17 protein-coding genes are annotated in these 24,860 nt (G+C 58.5%); 5 read left to right on the top strand and 12 right to left on the bottom strand.

All coding sequences use genetic code 11. The features are described from left to right. The 3 genes from BREU_RS10350 to BREU_RS10340 form a co-directional block, all read right to left on the bottom strand. Positions 1 to 190 (bottom strand): IS110 family transposase (locus BREU_RS10350; RefSeq protein WP_044095954.1); only part of this gene is annotated, 190 nt, incomplete at its 3' end. 515 nt (positions 191 to 705) lie between these two features. After that, on the bottom strand, positions 706 to 2,034 hold the full coding sequence (locus BREU_RS10345; RefSeq protein ID WP_044089742.1) for an MFS transporter: 1,329 nt from the start codon (positions 2,032 to 2,034) through the stop codon (positions 706 to 708). A 294-nt stretch (positions 2,035 to 2,328) separates the two neighbouring features. Continuing rightward, a complete protein-coding gene (locus tag BREU_RS10340) occupies positions 2,329 to 2,961 on the bottom strand; it encodes a TetR/AcrR family transcriptional regulator (RefSeq protein ID WP_081886683.1) in 633 nt (210 codons plus the stop codon). A gap of 40 nt (positions 2,962 to 3,001) precedes the next feature. On the opposite strand from BREU_RS10340, the gene BREU_RS10335 reads away from it, so the two are divergent. After that, on the top strand, positions 3,002 to 3,205 hold the full coding sequence (locus tag BREU_RS10335) for a hypothetical protein (RefSeq protein ID WP_140488315.1): 204 nt from the start codon (positions 3,002 to 3,004) through the stop codon (positions 3,203 to 3,205). A 20-nt stretch (positions 3,206 to 3,225) separates the two neighbouring features. Here the strand turns inward: BREU_RS10335 and BREU_RS10330 are convergent, their stop codons facing one another. Both BREU_RS10330 and BREU_RS10325 read right to left on the bottom strand, forming a co-directional pair. Further along, on the bottom strand, positions 3,226 to 4,503 hold the full coding sequence (locus BREU_RS10330; protein ID WP_044089739.1) for a glutamate-cysteine ligase family protein: 1,278 nt from the start codon (positions 4,501 to 4,503) through the stop codon (positions 3,226 to 3,228). A 106-nt stretch (positions 4,504 to 4,609) separates the two neighbouring features. Then, entirely contained in the window at positions 4,610 to 9,790 is a 5,181-nt protein-coding gene (locus BREU_RS10325; RefSeq protein ID WP_044089737.1) for an acyl-CoA dehydratase activase-related protein, read from the bottom strand. Positions 9,791 to 10,313: 523 nt separating this feature from the next. On the opposite strand from BREU_RS10325, the gene BREU_RS10320 reads away from it, so the two are divergent. Continuing rightward, the gene (locus tag BREU_RS10320; RefSeq protein ID WP_044089736.1) at positions 10,314 to 11,693 is read left to right on the top strand and encodes an ATP-binding protein; all 1,380 of its coding nucleotides are present in this window, start codon (positions 10,314 to 10,316) and stop codon (positions 11,691 to 11,693) included. A gap of 50 nt (positions 11,694 to 11,743) precedes the next feature. Here the strand turns inward: BREU_RS10320 and nrdG are convergent, their stop codons facing one another. The 7 genes from nrdG to BREU_RS12035 form a co-directional block, all read right to left on the bottom strand. Further along, the gene (nrdG, locus tag BREU_RS10315; RefSeq protein ID WP_223848016.1) at positions 11,744 to 12,442 is read right to left on the bottom strand and encodes an anaerobic ribonucleoside-triphosphate reductase activating protein; all 699 of its coding nucleotides are present in this window, start codon (positions 12,440 to 12,442) and stop codon (positions 11,744 to 11,746) included. Next, positions 12,439 to 14,835 (bottom strand): anaerobic ribonucleoside-triphosphate reductase, encoded by a 2,397-nt coding sequence (nrdD, locus tag BREU_RS10310; protein WP_044089753.1) that lies wholly within the window; start codon positions 14,833 to 14,835, stop codon positions 12,439 to 12,441. Before nrdD ends, nrdG begins: the two co-directional genes overlap by 4 nt. A 290-nt stretch (positions 14,836 to 15,125) precedes the next feature. Further along, entirely contained in the window at positions 15,126 to 15,947 is an 822-nt protein-coding gene (locus BREU_RS10305; RefSeq protein ID WP_162178922.1) for an RQC domain-containing protein, read from the bottom strand. A gap of 104 nt (positions 15,948 to 16,051) precedes the next feature. Next, complete coding sequence (locus BREU_RS10300; RefSeq protein ID WP_044089733.1) at positions 16,052 to 16,966, bottom strand: ImmA/IrrE family metallo-endopeptidase; 915 nt, start codon at positions 16,964 to 16,966, stop codon at positions 16,052 to 16,054. A gap of 2 nt (positions 16,967 to 16,968) precedes the next feature. After that, complete coding sequence (locus BREU_RS10295; RefSeq protein WP_044089732.1) at positions 16,969 to 17,910, bottom strand: hypothetical protein; 942 nt, start codon at positions 17,908 to 17,910, stop codon at positions 16,969 to 16,971. Positions 17,911 to 17,926: 16 nt separating this feature from the next. After that, the gene (locus tag BREU_RS10290) at positions 17,927 to 18,904 is read right to left on the bottom strand and encodes a hypothetical protein (protein WP_044089731.1); all 978 of its coding nucleotides are present in this window, start codon (positions 18,902 to 18,904) and stop codon (positions 17,927 to 17,929) included. A gap of 138 nt (positions 18,905 to 19,042) precedes the next feature. Further along, positions 19,043 to 19,312, bottom strand: coding sequence for a hypothetical protein (locus tag BREU_RS12035; protein WP_140462709.1), 270 nt, complete (start codon positions 19,310 to 19,312; stop codon positions 19,043 to 19,045). 378 nt (positions 19,313 to 19,690) lie between these two features. On the opposite strand from BREU_RS12035, the gene BREU_RS10285 reads away from it, so the two are divergent. From BREU_RS10285 to BREU_RS10275, 3 genes are read left to right on the top strand one after another with little or no spacing between them, the layout of a single operon-like run. Next, entirely contained in the window at positions 19,691 to 21,955 is a 2,265-nt protein-coding gene (locus tag BREU_RS10285) for an N-6 DNA methylase (protein WP_044089729.1), read from the top strand. Then, positions 21,955 to 23,682: a type I restriction-modification system subunit M gene (locus tag BREU_RS10280; RefSeq protein WP_044089728.1), complete on the top strand. Its 1,728-nt coding sequence runs from the start codon at positions 21,955 to 21,957 to the stop codon at positions 23,680 to 23,682. Before BREU_RS10285 ends, BREU_RS10280 begins: the two co-directional genes overlap by 1 nt. Then, positions 23,682 to 24,860 (top strand): restriction endonuclease subunit S, encoded by a 1,179-nt coding sequence (locus tag BREU_RS10275; protein ID WP_044089727.1) that lies wholly within the window; start codon positions 23,682 to 23,684, stop codon positions 24,858 to 24,860. Before BREU_RS10280 ends, BREU_RS10275 begins: the two co-directional genes overlap by 1 nt.

Here is a 24,860-nt window from a genome sequence, read left to right as displayed (position 1 = left end):
TGGGCTGGTCACCGACCAGGAGCACGCGCCCGCGTTCGGAGAGCTTCTCCAGCATCGTGCGGATGGCCTTCTCGTCCTGTCTGAGCGGCTTGTCGTACAAGGTGTTGCCGTCATGGTCGAGGGCGTGCGCGTGATGCGCGCTCTTGCCCACGTCCAGCCCGACCCACACGTCGATGTCGTCCGGTGTCATCGTCGTCCCTCCCGTCATGAAGGTGTCCTCGGTCGCCGTGGAACCCGCGGAGAAGGGGATCCGGACGCCCGCGCCGCACCCACATTACGGGAGGCCTGCGCCATGCGCCCCGAAGCGTCCATGCGGCCGGCCTGGTTCCTATCAGCGGTCTGCGAACGTCCCCGCTCCCGGCGACAACACCCCCCGGATCATCGACGACAGGGCAGGAAAGTCATACCGGAACCGGCGACCCGGCCCCGACCATTCGGGACCTACCAAACATGGTAATGTGTCAGGCCGTCGATAAGTCATGCGACGGCCTGAAGCGAATGCTCCGGAAACGATGATGCCGGACTGTCCTGAATCGGACCGGCCCGGCACATCGTAACTGATAGGGGGAGGAGGAAGGTGCCGCACGGGCCGCAAGGAGGAGGAAGACGGCCCGCACGCCTGTGACGTCGAACTGTACGGCTATGGCTGGCGTACAGCTGCTGGCGGCCGGCCGGCGGCGCGTAATCGGCGTGCGTAGGAATCGCTTACTTGACGCCCTTGATCATCATGATGAATACGCAGCCGAGCAGCGCGAACACGATGGAGATCGGGAAGGCGGCGGCGTAGCCGAGGGTCACGGTGATTACGGACATGAGCACCGGGCCGAGCATCTGGCCGAGCGTGGTGGCGAGGTTGAGCACGCCGAGGTCCTTGCCTGCCTCCTCCTTGTTCGGCAGCACGTCCACGTTGAGGGCCTGGTCCACGGAGGAGTAGACGCCGTAGCCAAGGCCGGCGATGCCGGCGTACAGGAACATGCCCATGGTGGTCGGCATGATCCACGGCATGGCCATGCCGATAGCGAACAGCACGGAGGCAGCGATGACGGGCAGCTTGCGGCGGCCGATGACGTCGGAGATCGGGCCGGCGACCACGGAACCGCCCAGCGAGACGACCATGGTGATCACGGACATGGTGGCCATGGCGGCACCGGCGGCCGTGTCGTCGAGACCGATGTACTTCTGGAAGATGAGCAGCTGGTAGACAGTGATCATTTGGTAGCTCAGCAGCATGCACAGACGGCCGGCGAACGCTTTGTAGAAGTCGTGGGCGGTGGAGAACTTCGGCGGGATGAAGCTGCGGAGCACATCGGTGACCTTGCCTTCGTCCTTGGGCAGGAAGTCGGCGGAGGATTCCTTCGGCACGATGAGCACGGCGACGATGCCGCCGAGGAACATGAGCACGCCGGCGAGGATGAAGCCCGGGAACGGATTCAGGATGAAGGCGGAGCCGATGAGGGTGCCAATCGGGGCGCCGCAGGTCTGGCCGGCGCCGAAGAAGGCGGACATAGTACCGCGCACGTTCATCGGGATGCGGTCGGAGATCATGGCCACCAGCGGCGCGATCATGGCGTTGAGGCCGAACATGCACAGGCAGTAGATGATGGTGATGGCCACGGCGTTCGACACCATGCCGGTGAGGAACAGGGTGACGCCGCCGAGCACCGCGCCCAGCACAATGAACGGCGTACGGCGTCCCCACTTGGAGCGGGATCGGTCGGACAGGGTACCGAACAGCAGGTTGGAGACCAGCGAGGCCACGGCGGTGCAGGCGTTAATCACACCGGTCAGGCCCTCGACATCCGGACCGAAGATGTTCTGCAGATGCTTGGTGAGCAACACGGCCGACACGATGGCCAGACCGCTCATCCACAGCAGACCGAAGACCAGGAAGCCCGCGCCAAAGCGGAACAGCATGGCCTTGTCCATCTGCCTGCCGGTCTCGGGGGACAGCGACGGATCCTTGCCGGCCGCGGCGATGTTCGCATTGTATGCCGCAAAACGCTCTTCGGCGGAGGCGGTCATTGCATCACTCATCTTTGAACCTTACCTTGTTGATTTGTCTTCCCTGACATACCTAACGTCCGTTAGATAACATTGAGAATACTCCCGGCCGCACCTTTCCGTCAAATCATTATCTAACGGTTATTCGTTATTCAAATCGGCGGACAATCAACGTTTCTTCGCTTACATACGGCACATCGGCGTGTCGCAATCACGATATCTATGATTTGTTAGACCGGAGTTAGCCGCATTCCCCTGAATCAGCTTCGGTCAAGGCCCGAGACCGGCCTCGTATCGACTGCGACCCGAGGCCGGCCCACACTCTGCCTACCGGTAGTTATCCCACATCGGCGAGGGGAAAAGCAGCTCCTCGAACGCCAGCCATTCGTCGTACAGATCCACCGGCGGATTGCGCATCCAGCGCAGCTGCACGCCGTCCATGGCCTCGATGCACCGACGCACCAGCGATTTCATGGAATCCTCCCACGAACCCATCTGGGGCGGAATGCACCACTGATAGCGTGAGTAATGCTCCCAGACTTCCTGCGGGCGTCCGTCGAAATACTCATGCAACGGATGGTCAGGCCCCAACGCCTCAGCCTCCAGAGCGATGTATAGCGCCACCAGCTCGCGCCGCTGCGCGTTGTAGCGCACCAGATAACGCAGATAAGCGGGGAACAATAGACGATCCGGGTCGCTGCCGGGCAGGCCTGATGCCATGAAGTCGTCCGGCGTACCGAATACGTCGTAGTTATCGGTGATGAGCATCGACAGCAGGCCTTCCTTATTGCCGATGTAATGGAGCAGTCCGGGCTGGCTCATGCCCACGGCGTCGGCCACATCCTTCAGGGACGTGCCATAGTAGCCCTTCTCCCCCACCAGACGCACTGCGGCCTGCGCAATCTCCGCGCGCCGTTCCTCCGGGCTTTTACGCACTCGTTTCTGCTTCACCATGCTCATGAAAGCCAGTATATCGAATATGCACTCGATATACCGGCAAGTGAAGGACAATGACGATATCAGTCTTTGCATCAAGCCCAAAGCCAAGGCCAAACATGCCAGTCCAATCCATGCGCGCTACACACGCCACCGCTATGGCGCGAAGCACACGCAAGCCCTCCGGCATTCCGATCTTCCGGTCCACACGCCGGAAGGCAAAAAAGATGGTGCGGCGCCCTCTCACAAGGGCCGCCGCACCATCTGACGGTTTCAAGACGACTCGGGTTACTCCTGGAACACGTCGGGATGCTTCGGGTCGCCGGGAATGTCGGAGAGCAGACCCTCGAGGCCTAGGAACTCCTTCCAGAATTCCAGCGGCTGACCGTACGGGGATGCCTGACGGCCGTGGGCCTGGATGTTGGCCTTGGCCTCGAAGACCTCCTCTTCGGTGATGCCGTCGAAGTAGCTTTCCAGACGTTCACGATTCTCGGGCACATAGAACAGGGAGGCCACGATCTCGGTCAGCCGTTCCGCACGCTCGATGGGCAGCGAATCCCAGTGGCGCAGCTCCACGAAGTTCTTCAGACGGACATCGTTGAAATGCGTGGAGATGATGTGGTTGATCTCGTACGGATTGAGCTCGCGGTCCGGGTACACATCCCCCGCGTTCTCACGGAATGCCGGACGATGCAGTTCCTTGGGGCTCGCGCCGGAAGCCACAGCCTCAGGGGTGTGGGTCAGGTCGGCGAACATGAGCGGCGTGGAGAGCACATCCACGGCGTAATCCTCCCAACCGAACCTCGGGTCGAACAGACCGGGAATCACATTGGTGCGCTGGAAGTCGAGATAATCCCACATGCGCTGGCGCAGCAGCGGCCACGGATTCGTCTCGCCTTCGAAATACGGGGTGTTGCGGAAGAAGTATGCCAGAATCGGACCGACCACCGTGCCCAGACGCATCTTCTCGATGGCGTCGTGCTCGTCCACGTAATCGATGCTGACCTGTGTGGAGGCGGAGCAGCGCATCATGCACGGGCCGAACTGACCGACGCGGCCGAGATAGTCGGTCATCGCGTCATAGCGATCCTTGGGGTTCACCGGCACATCCGCGAAGCTGGACTTCGGCTGATATCCATAGTTGACCAGACGGAAATCCAAATCCTTAAGAATCGGATCGACCTCGCGGCGGAACTTCGAGTACAGGGCATTCAGGTCGCTGGGCTTCTTCAGAATGCCGATGGAGGTCTCAACCTGACCGCCCGGTTCAAGAGAAACAGCCACTCCGGGACGGGACAGGCCTACCAAGTGGCCGTTCTCCCAGTACTCCTTCTCCTCGTCGTAATACGGGGCAAGGCGTTTGAGCAGGGCCTCGATGCCATTCGTCTCGTAATAGGTCACGGCGGTATCGTCGCTGTTATGCACCGGAAGATGCTCTATCTCGACGCCAAAGCCGCCAGTGCCACGCTGGGAACGGCCGCTTTCGAAGAACTTCAGCAGGCTGTCGACATGCTTGGGGTTCGGCTTGGCGAGCAAATGCGCATAACTAATTCTGGGAGTAACCATGATTGGTATGGTATGCGAGCATGCTTGGAGCCGCGCCCGAATGCCCGCCATCGGCTATACGAAAAACCGATAGCGGGCGTTACGGCATTACCTGTTATGAAGCGAATCAGTCCGCCGCGGTGAACCCCTGCGGTTCACCGGCATCGGAGAACTTGGCGTTATGGGCCTTTTTGGCCGCCGCGATCATAAGCTTGATGCGGTTGAGCTGATTGGCCTCGGATGCGCCAGGATCGTAGTCGATGGAGACGATGTTGGCTTCCGGGTGCAGGCGGCGAATCTTGCCGAACATGCCGCGGCCGGTCACGTGGTTGGGCAGGCAGGCGAACGGCTGCGCGCAGATCACGTTCGGGCATCCCTGTTCGATGAGCTCGAGGATTTCGGCCGTGAGCAGCCAGCCTTCGCCGGCCTGCACGCCGATGGACGTGACCTCGGCCGCCTTCTTGACGAGCTCGGGCATCGGCTCGTCGCGGCGGAACTTGCCGTGCGAAAGGTCCAAAGCCGCGTTGATCGGCGCGAAGTACCGATCGAGACCCCAACGCATGACGGCGTAGGCGAACTGGTTGCCGCCCATGCCGAGGTTGTGCTCGTTCCAGTCGGTGATGTACGGCTTGGTGGTCATGAACTCCATGATGCCGGGCACCACTGCCTCGCAGTCCTGCGATTCGATGACGTCGACCACATGGTTGTTCGCGTCCGGCTGGTACTTGACCAGAATCTCACCCACCACGCCGACACGCACCTTGCGCGGGATGTTCTTCAGCGGCAGGGCGTCAAAGGACTTCACGATCTCCTTGGCGAGCGTGCCGTACGGCAGCCAACCCTTCTTGAGCCATGGGGTCTTGGCCGCCGTCTTGGAATACCCGTGATGTTCGAGGGTCTCGCGCACGATCACATCCCACTGCTCATAGAGCTTGTCGGCCGAACCCTTCTCCACCTCGTACGGGCGCACGCGGTACAGGCACTTCATGAGCAGGTCGCCGAGGATCAGCGCCTTGACGGCGCGATGCAGCATCGGCACGGTGGCCTTGAAGCCCGGATTGTCCTCGAGTCCCTGCGTGGAGATGGCGATGATCGGAATCTGCGGGTATCCCGCGTCGATTAGGGCCTTGCGGATGAGTCCGAAGTAGTTGGTGGCACGGCACATGCCGCCGGTCTGGGTGATGGCAAGCGCCACATGGTCCGGGTCGTACTTGCCTTCAAGGATCGCGTCGATGAGCTGGCCGATGACCATGATGGCCGGATAGCAGGCATCATTGTTCACATATTTGAGGCCGGTCTCCACATCGCTTCGGCTTGCATGCTTGAGCACGTCGAACTTGTAGCCGCCGGAGCGTATGACCGCCTCGACCAGTGACAGATGAATAGGACTCATCTGCGGGGCCACGATGGTGTAGTCCTTCTTCATGTTCTTGAGGAACTTCTGACGGTGGGCATAACGGCTCATCGTGGCGTTGTTGTGCGCCGACTTCTTGGACTTGCCGTTCTTGGCTGCCGGCTGGTCAACGGTGCCGTTCGAGCCGGCAAGCACATTGCGATTGTTCGCCGCAGCCGCGATATCGCGCTGGGCGGCCTTCTTGGAGGCCTCTCGCATGGCCTTGGTGAGCTTCGGGTTGGCGGCCATGGTGGTATCGAGCAGCACCTGCCGACCGGCAGTGGGTGCCTTGGAACCGGTCTTGCGGAAGCCCATCGGCTTGGGTCCAATCGGCTGGCCATCGTTCTGTCCGTTCTGTCCGCCACTCGTCGACTGGGACTGTTCGGCTTTGACTTTGGCTTCCGCGGCCTCCACTGCGGCCTGTGCTTGGGCGAGCGCCGCCTTTGCCGCGGCCAAATCGGCTTCGGCCTTGGCCTTGGCCGCCTCACGAGCCTGCGCCACGGCCTGATCTTCAGCGGATTCGGTACCGCCCGCCACCTGAGCCTGAGCCCGAACCTGAGCCTTGGCCTTGGCCTCCTCGCGAGCCTTGTTGGCCTCGCGCTCCTCGACGGCGGCCTTGAGCGAGCGCAGACGGATCTTCGCCGCGCCAAGGTTGGAGACCTCGTCGATCTTGAGCAGCGTGTACACGTCGGCCTTGTCGGCGAGGATCTCGGCGACCTGGTCGGTGGTGATGGCGTCGAGACCGCAGCCGAAGGAGTTGAGCTGCACGAGCTCGAGTCCCGGATAGGAGGCCACGAAGTGCGCCGCCGCGTACAGGCGGGAATGGTAGGCCCACTGGTTGGTCACGCGCAACGGCATCCTGGTGACCGTGCGGTCGCCAACGTGCCGGAATCCGGCGGCGTTCTTGGAGCGTGGGTCCTTCTCGCCTTCGGCCAGGAATTCGGTGAGGTTGAGCTTCTCCCCCGGCTGCAGTTCGCAGATGGAATCCTCGGACAGCACCACCATGCCGAGCGAGCAGATGGTCTCGGGGATGCCGTGGTTGATTTCGGGGTCGATGTGGTAGGGGCGGCCGGCGAGCACGATGCCGCGGCAACCGTGCTCCTTCATGTAGGCGAGCGCGGCGAGACCCTCCTGCTGCACGTCATGCTTGAAGACCTTGTCCTCGGCGTAGGCTGCCTTGACGGCGGTCTCGGCCTCCTCGCGGGTCACATTGGCCCAGGCGAACTCCTCGACGATGCGGTCGACCATGAGCTCGTGGTTGGCGAGGTTGAAGTACGGGTGCATGTAGCGCACGTCCGGGTCGCGCAGTTCGGGCATGTTCGCGCCGACCACGAGCGGGTAGTTGGCCACGACCGGGCAATTGTAGTGGTTGTCCGTGTTGGGTACAAGATTCTCCTCGTACGAGACGCACGGGTAGAAGATGGTCTTGATGCCCTTGTTGAGCAGCCACTTGATGTGGCCGTGCACGAGCTTGGCAGGGTAGCAGATGTTCTCGGAGGCGATGGATTCGATGCCCGTCTCGAACAGTTCATGGGAGCTGCGGCCGGAGATCATCACCTTGAAGCCGAGTGAGGTGAGCAGCGTGAACCAGAACGGGTAGTTCTCGTACATGTTGAGCGCGCGCGGGATGCCTATCTCGCCACGGGTGGCCTTCTTGTCGGTGAGCCTGCGGTAGGCGAAGCAACGCTTGTACTTGTAGTCGTAGAGGTTCGGACGGTCGGAGCGCTTCTTCTTGGCGTCGCCGCCTCGTTCGCATCGGTTGCCCGTCACGAAGCGCGAACCATCGGAGAACGTGGTGATGGTGAGTTTGCAATGGTTCTGGCACAGCTTGCATACGTCACGCTCGGTGGTCATGGACATGTTGTCGAGCGCGTCGCCGGTCAGGATGGAGCTGACTGTATGGTGCACGCCGTCGATGACCACCTCGTTGTCGTGGCCTTCGGCGACCGCGGCCGCATTGGTCGTGTCCACGCCGGCCATGTCGGTACTTTCCGCGGCTTCTGAGGCTTCGGCGGAGGTGCCGTCGGCCAGAACATGATCGTGATTGTCGTCCGCTACGTCCTGGTAGTGCATGCGGGCGGTCAGTGCCGCACCGTATGCGCCCATGAGGCCTGCGATGTTCGGACGGGTGACCTCGCGTTCGGTGAGCAGCTCGAATGCGCGCAGCACGGCGTCGTTGAGGAACGTACCGCCCTGGACCACGACGGTATCTCCAAGCTCGCCGGAGTCACGCAGCTTGATGACCTTGTACAGCGCGTTGCGCACCACGGAGTAGCACAGGCCGGCGGCGATGTCCTCGATGGAGGCGCCTTCCTTCTGCGCCTGTTTGACGGAGGAGTTCATGAACACGGTGCAACGGGAGCCCAGGTCCACCGGATGCGTGGAGGCGAGCGCCTTCTGCGTGAACTCCTGGATGGTCAGGCCCATGGACATGGCGAAGGTCTGCAGGAACGAACCGCAGCCGGACGAGCAGGCCTCGTTGACGGCGATCGAGTCGATGACGCCGTCGGTGATGGCCAGGTATTTCATGTCCTGGCCGCCGATGTCGATGACGGCGGTGACGCCGGGGCTCACCATTTCGGCACCGCGGTAGTGGGCCATGGTCTCGACCACGCCCTCGTCCAGATGAAGGCCTGTGGTGATCAGCCCCTCGCCGTAGCCGGTGGCGCAGGAGCGTGCGATCCAAGCTTCCTTAGGCAGTTCGGACTGGATCTGCTTGACGATGTTGATGGCGGCCGTCAGCGGGCTGCCCTCGTTGTTGGCGTAGCTCGACCATACGATTTCGCGATCGTCGTTGACGAGCGTGGCCTTGATGGTGGTCGATCCGGCGTCGATACCGAGGAAGTGGGGGCCGTGCGCGCCTTCGAGCGTGCCGATGTGGATGTGCTCGCGGTGATGGCGCTGGTTGAACGCCTCACGGTCGGCCTCGGTGGGGAACAGCGGCGGCATCGTGGGCGTATTGGACGGCAGGTTCTTCAGGTCTTCAAGACGTTCGAGGATATCCGCGCAGGAATGTGCCTCGAAATGATGGCCTTCATCGTCGGAGTCGGTATCGGCCTGGAGTGCCGCGCCATATGCCACATACAGGTGGGCGTTGGTGGGCACGATGAACTCGTCCACCTTGCCTTCGAGCGCACGCTGGAATGCCGCGCGGAGCTCGGACATGAAGAACAGCGGGCCGCCGAGGAAGATCACGGTGCCGTGAATCGGGCGTCCGGAGGCGAGGCCGGCGATGGTCTGCGTGGCCACGGCGGTGAAGATGGAGGCGGCGAGGTCGGGCTTGGCGGCACCGTCGTTGATGAGCGGCTGGAGATCGGTTTTGGCGAACACGCCACAACGGGATGCGATCGGATACAGGTTCTCGTAGCTCTTGGCCATCTCGTTGAGGCCGGCCGCGTCGGTGTCGAGCAGGGTAGACATCTGGTCGATGAACGCGCCGGTGCCGCCCGCGCACGAGCCGTTCATACGCTGCTCGGGAGTGGGCTTCAGGTACGTGATCTTGGCGTCCTCGCCACCGAGCTCGATGATGACGTCCGCTTGAGGGTACTCTTTGTCGATTGCCTCGGTTTCGGCGATGACCTCCTGGATGAACGGCACGTGCATGTTGTCGGCGAGCGCGAGGCCTCCGGAGCCGGTGATGGCGAGGCGAATCGGCTCGTCGCCACGGCCGAGCTCCTCGAGCTTCTTGTGGATGTCCACCAGAAGACCCGCCACGGTGGCGCGCACGTTGGCATGATGTCGCCGGTAATCGGAGAACAGGGTCTCGCTCAGAGAATCGGATTGGTCGAGCACCACGGCCTTGACGGTGGTGGAGCCGATATCCAATCCTAAACGCAGCGGCTTGGCGCCCTTCGATGCGTTCGTCGCAGGCGCCGATGCTGCGCCTGCGGTCGCGTTCGATACGGTATCAACCATGTTTCCTCTTACGTTGGTCCTCCGGAATCACCCTCCCCACAGGGCACCATGGAACCGCCACGGGACGGCTGGCAGGTGCACTGCGGACGGCTTCGCCCGGCTACTTCTTCGGGTCAGCTTAGTCTGACCACCTGCCCAACTGGCCCACAGCCCGGGTGATTTCGCTCACGGAAAGCAGGTAACACTACAGTTCGCGCCGATGTGACGCATAACAGCGAGCCGTTGGGCGCTGACCGTCATCACCCCCTTATCCCCACCGCCAAACAATATGAAAGTACGTTGCCTCGATCTACCTGTTTTCAGACAACTATGGCTGTCGATACGTCCACGAACGAACCGTAGCGTTGACCGGTTTTGTCAGACCCTGGAGAGACCAAGCCCGCCCGCTAACACCCGCCGGTCGCAATCGCCAATCGCGCAACACAGCAAAGAAGAGCTAACTTCATAAATCATTTATGAAATTATGATATCATCTTCATAAATCATTTATGAAGCCTGTGCACTGGTGGAAAGGTCCGGCATCATGGCTGCAACCGTACATTACTCCGCACCTGACTATCCCGCGCTCGTGCGCGAAGCATTGGAATACCGTTTTCCACGCCCCATCAAAAGGCATCCGGTTATCGACGAATTACCCGAACCCGCGATGTTCAATCTCGTGCATATCCTCACCGGAATGCGCCGTAGCGGCAAAACATTTCACCTCTTCCAACTCATCAATGACCTAATGGACGCAGGAACAACACGTGAACGCATCCTCTATTTCAACTTCGCCGACGAACGACTCCAGCCCATGCCGCCCGATGCGCTCAATCAAGTGGTTACGGAATATTGGAGGCAATGCCCAACCGCACGCGAACAAGGCGCGTTCCTGTTCCTTGACGAAGTGCAGGAAACCGAACACTGGCAGGGATGTTGCCAGCGACTTGCCGAGCACGAACGAGTCACCTTAGTCATCACCGGCTCGTCATCCAAACTGTCCAGCGAACAAATCGCCACACAATTCCGCGGACGATCGTACTCGCATGAAGTACTGCCCCTCTCATTCCGCGAATACTGCGATTTCCACGGACTCGACGCACCAAGCGGCAGCGACAACGCCTTCTCTGCACAAACCGTCACGGCCATGGAGTCGGCATTCGACCGTTATCTCATAGAAGGCGGCTTCCCAGGCGTGCAAACGCTGCCCAATGCCGGACGTATTGATATGTTACAAAGCTATATGCGTGACGTTGTTGCCAGAGACGTGGCCGAGCAGCTGGGCCGTGGGGAAATCGCTCTGGCCAATCAAATCGCACTGTTCGTGTTACGCAACACCGCATGTGAACTCGCTGTCAACAAACTCACCGCACAGCTGGAACAAGTCGGATACAGACTCTATTGGAACAAGGCCCGGCGCATCCTCGATCTGATGGAGCAGGCGTTTCTCTGCTATGAACTCAACGAATACACCACATCACTCAAGCCCAATACAACCACTGTGCCGAAAATCTACGCCGAAGACCCCGGTCTGGCATACGCGGTCTCACGCGCGAACCAACAGGATGTAGGCAAGCGTCTGGAGACCACCGTCTATCTGGAGTTGCGCCGACGTCAGGCGGGAAGGCGCACTGATTCCATCACCTCGTTGACCATGCCTACGGCCAAACAGGAGAAAGTGGATTTCCTCATCGGCGATGCACTCGGCATCGAGCCGTATTCCGCCATCCAAGTCACAGCGGATATGACCACCCCCAAAACCAAGGTACGTGAAATTCGAGGACTCGAGGAGACCATGAAACGCATGCCCGGCGTGAACGGCATCATCATCACGCTACGGGAGAACGACGTTATTCATACCAGCAGCGGAGACATACATGTCATTCCCGCATGGAGGTGGGCGCTACAGACCCAATCCCGTTAATCATCTGCCAAGCGGCTTAACACTGATGATGCGCCATGGACGCGCCATCGTCAGGAGGCCTGGGCGCCCTCGCCGGCTTCGCGATCTTTCAGATAGATCTCCGGGATGTCTCGCTCCTGATCGTGGAGCTTGGCCCAGATGACCGGTTTGCCTGCTTCGAGGGACTTCGGCACGTCGAGGATACGCTGGTTGGCCGAGCCACGGAACTGCAGCAGCGAGTTCTTCTGGTCCTTGAGATAACGGCCGTCCACCAGAATGTCGATGAGGTGAAGCAGCTCAAGCTTGTCCGGGGTCTCCCCCGGGCGCATCAGCTCCTCCCACGTATAGCCGGTCCAGCACCAGATGTCCTTGGTGTGGCCGAATTCGCGGCGGATGCGCTGCGCGAGCGGCACCAGCACGGGCGTGTTGAGCATGGGCTCGCCGCCGAGGAATGTGATGCCCTGCACCCAAGGCGCTTTGAGATCGTCGATGATCTTGTCCTCGAGCTTGGGCGTGTATTCGTGGCCGGCGCGGAAATCCCATATGGAGGCGTTGAAGCATTCGACGCAGTGGAACGGGCAACCGGAAACGTATAGGGAATTGCGCACGCCCTCGCCGTCGGTGACGATGAAGGTCTTGTAGTCGGCGATCATGCGCTTGGACATGCGACAGCCGTCCCATTGGCCCGCCTTCGGATCGTTGGCGAGCCCATGGGACGGCACGGACGGGCCGCGCCCGGTCTCCCCGGGCGCGAAATCACGACGGATCACTTGGCCTCTTCGAACCACTCGCGGGTGGTGCCGTCGTTCAGCGTCACGCGACCGGTCTCGCCGCTCATGTGCTTGACGCGGTGGGCGATCTCCTCATGACGGCCGTGCACCATCGGACGCTGGACAGGGCTGCCGAGGTAGCCGCAGGTGCGCTTGGTCACGTTGCACTTATCCGGGTCGGAGTTGCCGCACTCAGGGCACTTGAAGCCCTCTTCGGTGGGCTCGAAGTCACCCTGGAAGCCACACACGAAGCAGTGGTCGATCGGGGTGTTGGTGCCGAGGTAGCCGATGCCGATGTTGTAGGCGTAATCCCATACGGCCTCGAGCGCCTTCGGGTTGTCCTGCAGGCACGGGTACTCGCAGTAGTTGATGAAACCGCCGGAGGCGTAGTACGGGAAGTCCTTCTCGTAGTTGAGCTTCTCCATCGGGGTGGGCTGGAGCCACACCGGGTAGTGGAACGAGTTGGTGTAGAAGTCGTGGTCGGTCACACCCTCGATGCGACCGAACTTCTCACGGTCCATGCGGTTGAAGCGGTCGGTCAGGGACTCGGCCGGCGTGGAGTAGACAGAGTAATGATAGCCTTCGGCCTTGCTCCACTGCTTGCACAGCTCGTTCATGCGCTTGACGATGGACAGCGCGAACTCCTTGCCTTCCGGATCCCAACCGTGGTCACGAATCCAGTTCTTGCCATAGAAGACCGCGGTGGTCTCGGCGAGGCCGATGTAGCCCAGCGACACAGTGGCGCGCTCGTTCTTGAAGAGCTGGTCCACGTTGTCGTTGGCGCCAAGGCGGCCGAAGGCGCCGAAGCGGAACAGCGTGGGGGCGTTGACCGGGGTGGCCTCCTTGCAGCGCATGATGCGGAACTGCAATGCCTGGTGGGCCACTTCCATACGCTCGTTGAACAACTTCCAGAAGCGGGCCTTGTCACCGTGGGACTCGATGGCGATGCGCGGCACGTTGACGGTGACCACGCCGAGGTTCATACGGCCGTCCTCTTCGTCCTTGCCGGTCTCCGGGTTAATCCAGCCCTGCAGGAAGGAGCGGCAGCCCATCGGGGCCTTGAAGGAGCCGGTGATCTTGACGATGTTCTCGTAGAAGACCACGTCCGGGTACATGCGCTTGGTGGCGGATTCGAGCGCGAGCTGCTTGAGGTCGTAGTTCGGGTCGTCGGGGTCGGCGTTCACACCGTGCTTGATGGTGAACACGAGCTTCGGGAAGATGGCGGTGTGGTGCTCCTTGCCGAGACCGCGGATGCGGTTGAGCAGGATCGCGCGCTGGATCTCGCGGGAGAACCAGTCGGTGCCGAGGCCGAAGCCGACCGTGACGAACGGGGTCTGGCCGTTGGAGACGCGGTTGGAGTTGATCTGGTACTCCATGGTCTGCATGGCGTCGTAGATGGCCTTGCGGGTGCGGATCTTGGCGAGGATCTCGCGCTCCTGCTCGAGCTCGTCGACATCCGTGTGGAACGGCGTGTCCATCGGCAGCGGGGCACGGTTGCCGAAGTGCAGCTTGGCCGGCTCGTTCTTCTTGGCGTTCTCGACCTGGCGACGGGCGAATTCCACCGGCATGCCGTCGGGGATGGTCTCGCGGGCCTCCTCGAGGAACTTCTCATAGTCCTTGCGGGCGTACTGGGCCAGGTGCTCGTCGGCGCGGTTGGCGGTCTGGCCGCCGTACTGGCTGGAGGCCACGTCCTTCATGATCTGGGTGATCTGGGTGGCGGCGATGGCGATGGACTTCGGTGAGGCCATCGGGGCGTTGCCCAGGGTGAAGCCGTTGGCGAGCATGTCCCAGAAGTTGGGCAGGGAGCAGTTTGACTGGGCTGTGAACGGAGAGTAATCGGCGTCGTGGAAGTGGATGTCGCCCTTCATGTGGGCGTTGGAGACGGCCGGGGGCAGCATGTTGAACGCGGCCGCCTTGGAGACGGCGCCCGCCAGCAGGTCGCGCTGGGTGGCGTAGACGTTGGAATCCTTGTTCGCGTTCTCGTGGATCAGCGTCGGGTCATGGTTGATGAAACGGGCCACGGCCTCGTTCACATCGGTGGCCTTGGCGCGCTGGATGTCCTTGTCCAGACGGTAGTTGGTGTATGCGCGAGCCACGTCGTACAGATGGGCGCTGATCAGCGCATGCTCCACAAGGTTCTGGATGTCCTCGATCTTGGCGGGGCCTGCGTAACGTTCCTTGATCTCACCCTCCACCTGATTGGCGAAGCCGCGGATCATGGCCTCCTCTTCCGGGCCGACTTCCTTGTCCAAATCCTTGAAGGCGGACTTGACTGCGGAGATGATGTTGATCGGGTCGAAATCGACCACACGACCGTCACGCTTCTCCACGAGCACCACACCGTCCCTGACGGCACCTTGAGCCCCGTGCCTGGCGACGGTCTCATCCATCATCTGCAAGCCCATCGAGAACCCCTTTCGACTCTGTTTTTGGCCGAGCTTTCGCAGGGCCAAACAAAATTACATGGATGTCGTTTTCTTGAACCTATAACACAATACGGCAACCCCACCCCTATATCTAGTACTCCAAGAAGGCGCGTCGAACTAACTGTAGTGTTTTTGGCGATATTCTGCCGAAACTACAACTGTGTGATTACCGTAACGATTCACGGCCCGCGTGTCATCCACAGACTTATCCACTGGCATCCACCGCAAGCCGCTTCGAGGCCGCACGAGCGCGGCGACTACCGCCCACCCCTCGCAATCGCATCCGCTCTCTCGTCCATGCGCTGATTGAATTCCTGCTCATCCACAACCCAATCGAGGCAATCGGGCATAATCGCCACATCACGCTCTTTCGGCGGCATGATGGTGATGTATTTCCCATATCTCAACACTTTTGCCTCGATCAGCGTTTGCAACAATCTTCGGATATAACGATACCTACGCCCTTTAAGACTGCCGTGGCCGTTCAGGTCAATAAGACCTGCAGCCGCCAATTCTTTCCTTCTTTCTCCGCGAAGAGCTTTAATAGTGTTGCCTCTCCCGTAACCATGTCCGATGACACGCATCTCCTCATTGACGAATTCGATAATCGTCCGCATGTCGTCAATCTCCTGATCGGTAGCAGGCACGGTCCGCAGCCCCGACCGCGATACCGTCCAACTGGACTCTTTCCGGTCTTCACTGCGGCCATGAGATTCGGCATATCGTTCAGCAGCGTGGCGAGGCCTCGGAGCCCACCCCCGATAATCCGGCAGCAATTCCCGGATATTGGCCCCCGGACGAATCAGGGTATCTTTACCGACGCGCACCACATCCTTCGCCTCAAGTTCGAAGATCATGTTTGAGACCTCATCCCTGGTGCATAAGCCAGCCAAGAACCCGTAACCGTCAATATCCGGCAGCGGATTGCTGACCGATGCCGGCGATTCTCCCACAAGAGCCTCCGATATCGTTCGCCACCCATAATATGAGCCGGTTCTCTCTCTGACGTTCACCACATACTGAGCAATCAGCGGCGTCAATTCATCAGAGTTCATTACATACTCAGCGGTCTCTTCCATATGATTAGCGTCCATTTCATCCCCTTATTCAAACTCATGCATTGCCTAACAGGAAATCAACGAGCACGATTCCACAGCGGAATGAATCGCAATCGTCCCTTATTTCATCGGCATACGACGATGAAATAATTCCTTTTTCTTTCGTGTACTTGCTCAACCGAAGAATGATCAAATGCTTCCGAGATGCTGATATATGAAGGATTGTCATCCCCTTCATAGCGGCTGAGCAATTCGTCCGAGAGAACATCCCATTCACGGTACTGGCTTGCGTCCTCCTGAATTCGGTTCAAGGCGATTCGCTCCCATCGCGCCTTTCCGAAACGGTCGACATCACGGTCACCGGCCTTCACGGCGTCAGGGGGGAATCGCACTACGCTGGATGGAACGGTGCCTGCATATTCGGAGTATGTGTTATTCGTAAAGCCGATATAATCCCGCTCACCGAGTATCCCCAAATCATGAACACGACGGGCAACCACCCGACGCGAAGCCATGGAATTGTAGTAAAGATACGACAGCTTCCCAGCATCCAAAGACCAGACACCTGTCCCGAAACATCGTTCGAGAAGATCATCCGGAATCAGACATTGAGCCGCAAAAGCGTCGCAGGCTTTCTCTTCAAAAGATTCCCATTGCCTGTATTCGACAATATTCTTCGCCAATAGTCGGTCGTTCTTCTGAAGATAATGCCCGATTTCATGGAATAGCGTGAAGCACATTCGACGGGTTTCTTTGTTATACGCGATTCGAATGCAATCGGGTTCTCCAACATGTTTTTCATACAACCCATGAGCCTCTTCTCGTTTTTCACCGACGGAAAGACCGTTGAAAAACCGTGAATCATGGCTCTCGACAATATGCACGGTCAGCACATCACCAGCAAGAAGCTCGATAGCCTTGATTGGGTCACGACTCATCAGCACCAATTCGAAATTCGGTATACGGCGCTTGACGGCAGAATGCATCTGGGAAACCTGCTCACGAAGAATGTCCGTCGTGGATGCAACCGGAATATTCATATTCACTCCCCCTTTTCCGATGCACAGGATTGAAGTACCAGGCGCCAGTATTCCCGGCCCTGTCTGTTCGCACGAGCCGCCAAGGCAAACTCATTGCGTTTGGCCTTCCTCGCCAGACGCATACGGCAGTCGTCCTCACCCGTCGCAATCGTTCTTTCGGCACGATGACGCCACCGGGGCTGTTCAACTTCGATAAGAAGGTCTCGAGGCAGTTCAGTCTCATAGTTGAGCACACGCTCGTCTACACCGGCTTGCGCCAGTTGTCTCTTCTGCCCATCGGACAGTTCCTTGTCATGCTTGGCATATGGGACCGCATCATATGGTTCCATACCAAGGACATCAATGAGAGCGTCCAGCAGCTTCCCCGTGGAATCGTCTCGCTCAAGACGAACTGGACTTTCAGCAGCCGGAAGTTCTGGAAGCTGCGCGCATAGCTTATGCCACTGGGCGAATACCTTCACTCTGTTACGAAAAGCGGCAATCGCACGGTGATAATCGACTGAGCTGTATCTTCCTGCAGCAACTCCTTCGGTATCCGACGCCTCGTACCGCAATGATTTCCTGATACACACCTCGCCAAGCTCACCCAACGGGACATCAAGCAGTCTTACGGGGACTTCGATTGTCAGCTTCGGCCATATAAGCATCGGCATACCCAGAGGCGTATCTGCGAGCACCATGGAATCATCGGTCTGCAGACGCGTATCGTTGCTCATAGCCGTCACCATGAGAGTCCGGCAGTCTGAACCGACCGCAAGAACCACTGCATATTCGACGAGATGAGAACGATCCCTCAGCATCCAGACCTGATTGCGTTCGGGCCCATTCTCCAGCATGGCTTTTTGCCGGCCCCGGCTGCCATCGACTCGGTCAGGAATCGGGAATTCCCTATTGCTTTGTGCGATACGCCGGCACCATTCATTGCCTGTATTCAACATATTCATCACACGCCTTCAACACTCACTCATAGATATCTTCCGGATTCACAAATCCGAATTCATCCAACAACGATTGCTCACTCAACTGGTCCAAAGAACCGTCCTCCAAATCCTGCATCTGAAGCACTTGATTGAACGTCGGATCATCGAATTCGTCGTAGTCGCGAGAGAACACTTCGCTGGTAGGCGAAAGGAGGAACACCTCTTCGCGATCGGAACCGTCCTGCACCAACCCAGGACAGACGTCCACGACCAATTGCGTGACCTCATGTATCGCCAAAGCCCCATTCGCTTCATTGAAAATCACATAGAGCCACTTATCGAATTGACCGTCTCGCTTGCCGATTTCAGGATCGCGGACTGCTTGCCTGACAATGTTCCCTTTATCGTTCTTGATGTAGCCACGTTGCTGCCGCTCCAGATGCTTTTCCCTCAGCGCGTCCTCCGACGGCCAATCCACTGGCGTGCGACGTGCAAGTCTTTCAATTCTCGCGATCCGACAGCGCACCAACGCCCTAGGACAGAACGGCAACCTATACCACCTGCCGTTCACATCAAGGTGAAGGACATTGTCGCATTCGACAGCCTTCTCTCTGACATACCCATCCGAAGACCTTGCCAGACGTTTTTCGATGCGATCCACCAGACGGCCGAAATCACGGGCATTATCCTCGTCCACCATCCACTGATACATCATCCGCCGAGCAAGGGCACGGAAATTGTTATCGCTGGCTGCAGCGCAATACAACGTAACGAACTTCGGATTAAGGGCCACCGGAACGCCATCACCATCACAAAGATAGCAAAACTCGAAGGCCGCGTCCTCGGGCTCATCCCAGAGATTCTGCCACCGGGGATGCGTCTGCAATAGAGAATGAGCCACTCTTACAAGCACGCCGAAAGTCAATGCTCCAGGCCCACGCCGCCTCCTGATTTCAGCGGAAATAGGATACTCAGATCCTGGATCCCTATATGTATCCTCCAGATACTTCATCTTCATAGAGCTTCCTTGCTTTTCACGATCATTCCCTGATTGTAGAGCTTCGTCATGCGGAACAATGCATACGGCGTACAATGCGTTGCCCCGCCTTTGACCTCATAATGAGACAACGCACGCTCCAAGGACGACATCACGACATCACCAATGCGTCACGCATTTGTCATTTCGCACGCTTTCGGTGATCCGATACAACGAGTCGGATTGAATCTGCATTTGCTTCTCGTCCGCCGTGCCACTGTTCAGCATCTCCTGTGATGCCGCCAATATATCCACAAGCCGTTTGCGCGAATACGGGCTGCAGACACTGCCGTCAGCAGTACTTTTCACTACTGCTTTCGCTTGGGCGATACGCGACTCCAGAGAATCATCCGTAGGCAAGTCGGCATAATCCGGCGAAGCATTCGTCAACGCATCGGCCCTCACCTTCCGCCCCTGAAGATACCGTATTCAACGAGCAGGCAGACAGACCGCCAAGAGAAAGCACTGCAATCAATATGGCGGCAGCACGCTTCGCATCTTTACGCACACTCGACGGCATGGTATTCACAGTTCTCATCATTCCCTCCAATTCCAGGTTTCGCTGTCACCCTCTGTAACGGGACAGTAGATATCCAAAGGCCCTAAATGCCTGCAATAACTTGCTTTTGTCGGCGTGTCGCAATTATCGACATCCATAAACATACTGTCCGTGAATGATATTCACAGTATGCGGCGTGTCCTTTTTGAAACCTCTTAGACTAACTTGTGAACATAGTACACAGTAACAACGATTGTGAAGGTGCAACAATGACAGCAAACGAACACACCTCATCCGCACAGACACCGTTCGAGACCGACAACCTGCTGACCTCCGCGGACATCGCCCGCATGGCTCAGGTGCGTCCTTCGGCGGTATCAAATTGGCGGAGCCGCGACAACAAGCATTTCCCACAGCCCGTGGAATCCAGGGACGGACGCCCTCTCTTCGCCTATGACGATGTAGCGACATGGCTGAAGGCTAATGACATCGCTTTCAAAGACACTCGTCTAGAGCAGGCCGCATGGTCGTTCTTCGACCAATGGCGAGGCAAGTCCGATCCTGTGACCATGGCCTCCATACTGCTGTGGGCCGCTTGCCTGGCATCCACAGCGCAGAATTCCACCGCCGCAAAAAGCGACTGGAATGCACTGCTCGACGACACCGGCACTGCGTCTGCAGACGAAATCCTCACCCAGTGCGGGAATCTCGCACATTCACTGGTCGAGCATAACGCCAAAATCCAAGAAGACAACGGCGGAAACAACACTCTCGCACTCGCCTTGGCTGAACCCAAGGAACTGAAGCTGCTGGAATCGGCGAAATTAGCCGAGCTGCTGACGTTCGTCGACACCCTCGTGGCCAGGGGCAAGGAGACGACGGACAGGCTGTGCTCATTGATTCTGGAGACGAGCATCGTACGTCAGGGCCGCATGAGTGGCGCGCTCGGACGTCCGAACTCCCCCGCGTCTGCCTTATTGGCAAAGATGGCCGTCTCACACTTGGAAGCCCATATACCCGGCGGCAAGGAGAATGTATCCGTTTACGATTCCGCATGCGGAATCCTCGAGGATTGCCTGCGCTTCCATGAATTCGTCACCGAGGGCAACCGCGGCAACCCGGCAGTCATCTTCCATTGCGCGGATAATGACGCCGACGGCGCCGCGATTGCCGCCCGCCGATTCATACTTGCCGACGCCTGCAACGCCACTGCCGAAATCGTTGTCGGCGATTCGCTCGCCACAGACCCATACCCGTCCGTCCGCTCTGATGTCGTGATGATGGAGCCGCCTTTCAGCTTGCGCTTCAATCCGGACAACGCGGACGCTCGATGGCGCTACGGGCTGCCTTCAAGATTCGATTCGTCGATATTGTGGGTCGAAGACGCGCTGGCCCATCTGGCCCAGAACGGCCGCGCGTTCGTAGTGACTTCCGCCAAAACGTTATGCGGCTCCGGCGAATCCGCCATCAGACGCGCCCTCATTGCAGCCGGCTGCGTGGAGGCAATCGTTGCCTTGCCTGCACACCTGTACATCGATACGGCCATCCACACCTATCTCTGGGTGTTGTCCGCACCGGATAAGATCCGCGACACCGTGACCATGATCAGCATCGGCGATCAGAGCAGCATATACGAGAGCGAAGGAGAGATTCCTTCATGGATGCGCGCCCCTCTGCAATGGTTCGCCCGCGACGCCCGCTCCCATGCGGCGACCCCGTTCGCAGCCAATGCGCTTCGCGATCTCCATATCGTCACGCGCACAGTGCGTTCCATTGACATCCTGGGTATGGAGCAGGTCTCGCTGCTGCCCTCCGATTGGCTGCTCCGCGCGCAACGTGATCCCGAGGAGATCATCCGCATGTATCAGAAGAACCTCGACGATATCGAATCGTCTGCGGAAACAATTATCGAAGCGGTACGAGCCGTCAAGGAGTTCACCTCCCAGCCGTTGGACTCCCGCGGTGCCAACCTGCTTCAACTTGGCGATATCGCCACGATTCGCACCGGGTCGATGCTTGTTCAACGAGAAGAGGAAACTTCCGAGGACATCATCACCTTGCGTCATGTGCGCGAAGGCATCCTGCCATCCACTGATCCGCAAGCTGAGACCCCACAAGACGAAAAAAGCAATGACCGCATCACCGAACCGGGCGACATCCTCCTGACCACAATCGGCGAGATTCGCTCCATGGTGGACACGACTGGAGGCCATCGCGTGGATCGCAGAATCAACATCGTTCGCATGGACAAGCCGCAGTGGGATCCCGAATATGTGGCGCTGATGCTTGAGGGCAGTTGGAACACCGCGCTCCTGCAAGGTTCCGGGGTTCGCCATGTGCGCCCCGCCCGTCTTGAGGTGCCGGCTCTGCCTTTGGAACAGCAGCATCGGATTGCGGCACTTGTGAGCGCGCGACAGACATTCAATATACAGGCCGAGGCACTAGGCCGACTGCTCGACACGGTTGCGGACGCCGCACGATACGGTGCCGCGATTGGTAATGTGGAAATCTCAACGGGGAAGGAAGAACGTTAATGAATCATCAGTCGATTGTGTCGTTTATCTGGGCTGTGGCGGACCTGCTGCGCGGCGACTACAAACAGCATGAGTACGGCGACATCATCCTGCCGTTCACGGTGCTGCGTCGTCTTGATTGTGTGTTGGCCGGCACGAAGGAGCAAGTGCTGGAGACGTATCAGCAGGTCAAGGCCATGAACATGGCGGACGCCATCTCGGATTATCGGCTGAGGTCGGTCGCCGGACTGCCGTTCTACAACACGAGCACGTACACAATGGACAAACTGCGCGCCGATCCGGACAACATCGCCGAGAATCTGACCTACTACGTGCAAGGCTTCTCTGCGGACGCACGAGATGTGTTCGAGAAGTTCGATTTTTCCTCCCGCATCGACTCGTTGCAATCGAACAATCTGCTGTTCCAGATCGTCGACAAGTTCTGCACGGTCGATCTCGGACCGGAAACAGTGAGCGACGTCGAAATGGGCAACATCTATGAGAACCTGTTGCGTCGCTTCTCCGAAATGTCGAACGAGACGGCTGGCGAGCATTTCAGCCCGCGCGACGGCGTGGAGCTGGCGGTGGATCTGCTAATCTCGGGAGCTTCGGCCGACTTGTCCCAAGACGGCAAGGTAGTGAACGTGTACGACCCATGTGCCGGTACGGGCGGCGCGTTGTCGATTTTCAAGGATCGCGTGAATGAGTACTACCCGAAGGCCACTGTGTACTGCTTCGGGCAGGAGCTGAACGCGGCCACGTTCGCCACCTGCAAGGCGGATATGTTGCTGCGCGGCGGTGAAGCCAAGAACATTGCGTTCGGTAACACGCTGACCGACCCCGCATTCGCCGACGTGCAGTTTGGCTATCAGGTTTCGAATCCGCCGTATGGCGTGGATTGGAAAAAGTCGAAGAGCGTGGTGGAGGCCGAGTACAAGAACGAGGGATTCAGGGGCCGGTTCGGCGCGGGGTTGCCGCGTGTGAGCGACGGCCAGCTGCTGTTCATCGAGCATATGGTTTCGAAGATGCGCCCCGTGAAAGACGGTGGCGCACGTATTGCGGTATTTATGAACGGCTCCCCCTTGTTCACTGGTGCCGCCGGTTCCGGCGAAAGCGATATCCGCAAATGGCTGCTGCATGATCTTGACCTGGTGGAGGCGATCGTGGCGATGCCGAACGATTTCTTCTACAACACGGGCATCGCCACATACATCTGGGTGCTGAACAACAACAAGCCCGCGGAACGCAAGGGCAAAGTGCAGCTCATCAACGCGAACGGCGTGTTCACCAAGATGCGCAAGTCGCTTGGCTCGAAGCGCAACGAGCTGAGCGGCGAGCAGATTCGCGCCATCGTGCAGGAGTACAACGCGTTCGAGGAGACGAAGACCTCGAAGATCTTCGACGTGGATGACTTCGGATACACGACCGTGACCGTGGAGCGTCCGCTGCGAGACGAGCATGGCGATATCGTGACCGACCGCAAGGGCAATCCGAAGCCCGACGCCACACTACGCGATACGGAGAACATTCCGTTGAAGCAGGATATCGACGAGTATTTCGAGCGCGAGGTGAAACCGTACGCGCCCGACGCGTGGATGGATCGGAAGAAGGACAAGGTAGGCTACGAGATTCCGTTCACCCGCTACTTCTACGAATACACGCCGCTGCGCCCGTCTGCGGCGATTCTCGATGACATCCGTTCGCTGGAGGCATCCATCGCCGACAGCCTCGCGAAGGTGGGGTTGTGATGGAACGATACAGTAAATACAAGGACTCCGGCGTCGATTGGATCGGTGAGATTCCGGAGGGGTGGAAGACCACTGCAATTAGACATGTGCTTCAGCTTCATAGTGGTTCGGCTTTGCCAGATGATCAGTATGACGCAGAAGGAGATTTCCCAGTATATGGCGGTGGCGCCATACGAGGTAGGGCCAACCAGTGTAACGTTCAAGGGCAGACTGTCATTGTGAGTCGTCAAGGCGCCACCTGTGGCACAACACGCTTCATAGGGGGAAATGCGTGGATTACCGAGCATGCGCTTATAGCGTGTTTTCTGGATGCCATGTATAACAAACGTTATTTTGCATATGTATTGCATGCCATGAATCTCGGCAATTTATCAATGACCGCGGCACAACCTGGAATTTCAGCATCGATCGTACAAAATCAACATACGCCGGTCCCCAACCATATTGAGCAGCAGGCCATTGCTGATTATCTGGATGAGAAGACGGCGGCGATTGATGCGGCGGTGGCGGATGTTGAGCGATCGATTGAGCTGTTGAACGAGTACCGTCAGTCCGTCATCTCCGAAGCTGTCACCAAAGGCCTCGACCCAAACGCGCCCATGAAGGACTCCGGCATCGACTGGATTGGTCAGATTCCAGAATACTGGCATATCGAAAAGGCAAAGTTCTTAGTCAGCATAACTAACGGTTCTGACCCCAAAACCAATGGGAACATTCCGGTATATGGAAGCGGCGAAGGCAGCTTCAAAACTTGCGGAGAATACAAAGAGGGTCCAGCCGTGCTAATCGGCCGTAAGGGAGCAACTCTTCATATTCCGCATTATGTTACCGGCAAATACTGGAATGTCGATACCGCATTCGATGTAAAAGTAACAAGCAATACTATTAGTCTGCGCTATTACTACTACTTGGCTACATGTTTTGATTACAAACAGTACATGTCGCAAACCACATTGCCCAGCATGACGCAAACAGCATACTGGAATATGGCTCTTCCTTTGCCAGACACAGCAGAGCAAAATCATATTGTTGATTGGCTAGACGAACATTTATCACAAATCGACTCCCTCATCGCCCAGAAGCAATCCCTAATTGTCCGGTTGAAGGAATATAGGTCATCGCTCATCAGCGAGTGCGTGACCGGCAAAGTCAAAGTACCCGGAGTGAAAGAAGACTAA

The organism is Bifidobacterium reuteri DSM 23975, from assembly GCF_000741695.1.
GTDB classification, from domain to species: Bacteria; Actinomycetota; Actinomycetes; order Actinomycetales; family Bifidobacteriaceae; genus Bifidobacterium; species Bifidobacterium reuteri.
This window is presented reverse-complemented; position numbering and strand designations above follow the sequence as displayed.

What these genes read in the sequence shown, in the direction of transcription:
- nrdD (WP_044089753.1), bottom strand. Translation starts at nt 14,835, where the DNA reads ATGATGGATGAGACCGTCGCCAGGCACGGGGCTCAAGGTGCCGTCAGG.
- BREU_RS10325 (WP_044089737.1), bottom strand. Translation starts at nt 9,790, where the DNA reads ATGGTTGATACCGTATCGAACGCGACCGCAGGCGCAGCATCGGCGCCT.
- BREU_RS10295 (WP_044089732.1), bottom strand. Translation starts at nt 17,910, where the DNA reads ATGAATATGTTGAATACAGGCAATGAATGGTGCCGGCGTATCGCACAA.
- BREU_RS10305 (WP_162178922.1), bottom strand. Translation starts at nt 15,947, where the DNA reads ATGGAAGAGACCGCTGAGTATGTAATGAACTCTGATGAATTGACGCCG.
- BREU_RS10320 (WP_044089736.1), top strand. Translation starts at nt 10,314, where the DNA reads ATGGCTGCAACCGTACATTACTCCGCACCTGACTATCCCGCGCTCGTG.
- BREU_RS10285 (WP_044089729.1), top strand. Translation starts at nt 19,691, where the DNA reads ATGACAGCAAACGAACACACCTCATCCGCACAGACACCGTTCGAGACC.
- BREU_RS10340 (WP_081886683.1), bottom strand. Translation starts at nt 2,961, where the DNA reads ATGAGCATGGTGAAGCAGAAACGAGTGCGTAAAAGCCCGGAGGAACGG.
- BREU_RS10345 (WP_044089742.1), bottom strand. Translation starts at nt 2,034, where the DNA reads ATGAGTGATGCAATGACCGCCTCCGCCGAAGAGCGTTTTGCGGCATAC.
- BREU_RS10275 (WP_044089727.1), top strand. Translation starts at nt 23,682, where the DNA reads ATGGAACGATACAGTAAATACAAGGACTCCGGCGTCGATTGGATCGGT.
- BREU_RS10280 (WP_044089728.1), top strand. Translation starts at nt 21,955, where the DNA reads ATGAATCATCAGTCGATTGTGTCGTTTATCTGGGCTGTGGCGGACCTG.
- BREU_RS10330 (WP_044089739.1), bottom strand. Translation starts at nt 4,503, where the DNA reads ATGGTTACTCCCAGAATTAGTTATGCGCATTTGCTCGCCAAGCCGAAC.
- BREU_RS10300 (WP_044089733.1), bottom strand. Translation starts at nt 16,966, where the DNA reads ATGAATATTCCGGTTGCATCCACGACGGACATTCTTCGTGAGCAGGTT.
- BREU_RS10290 (WP_044089731.1), bottom strand. Translation starts at nt 18,904, where the DNA reads ATGAAGATGAAGTATCTGGAGGATACATATAGGGATCCAGGATCTGAG.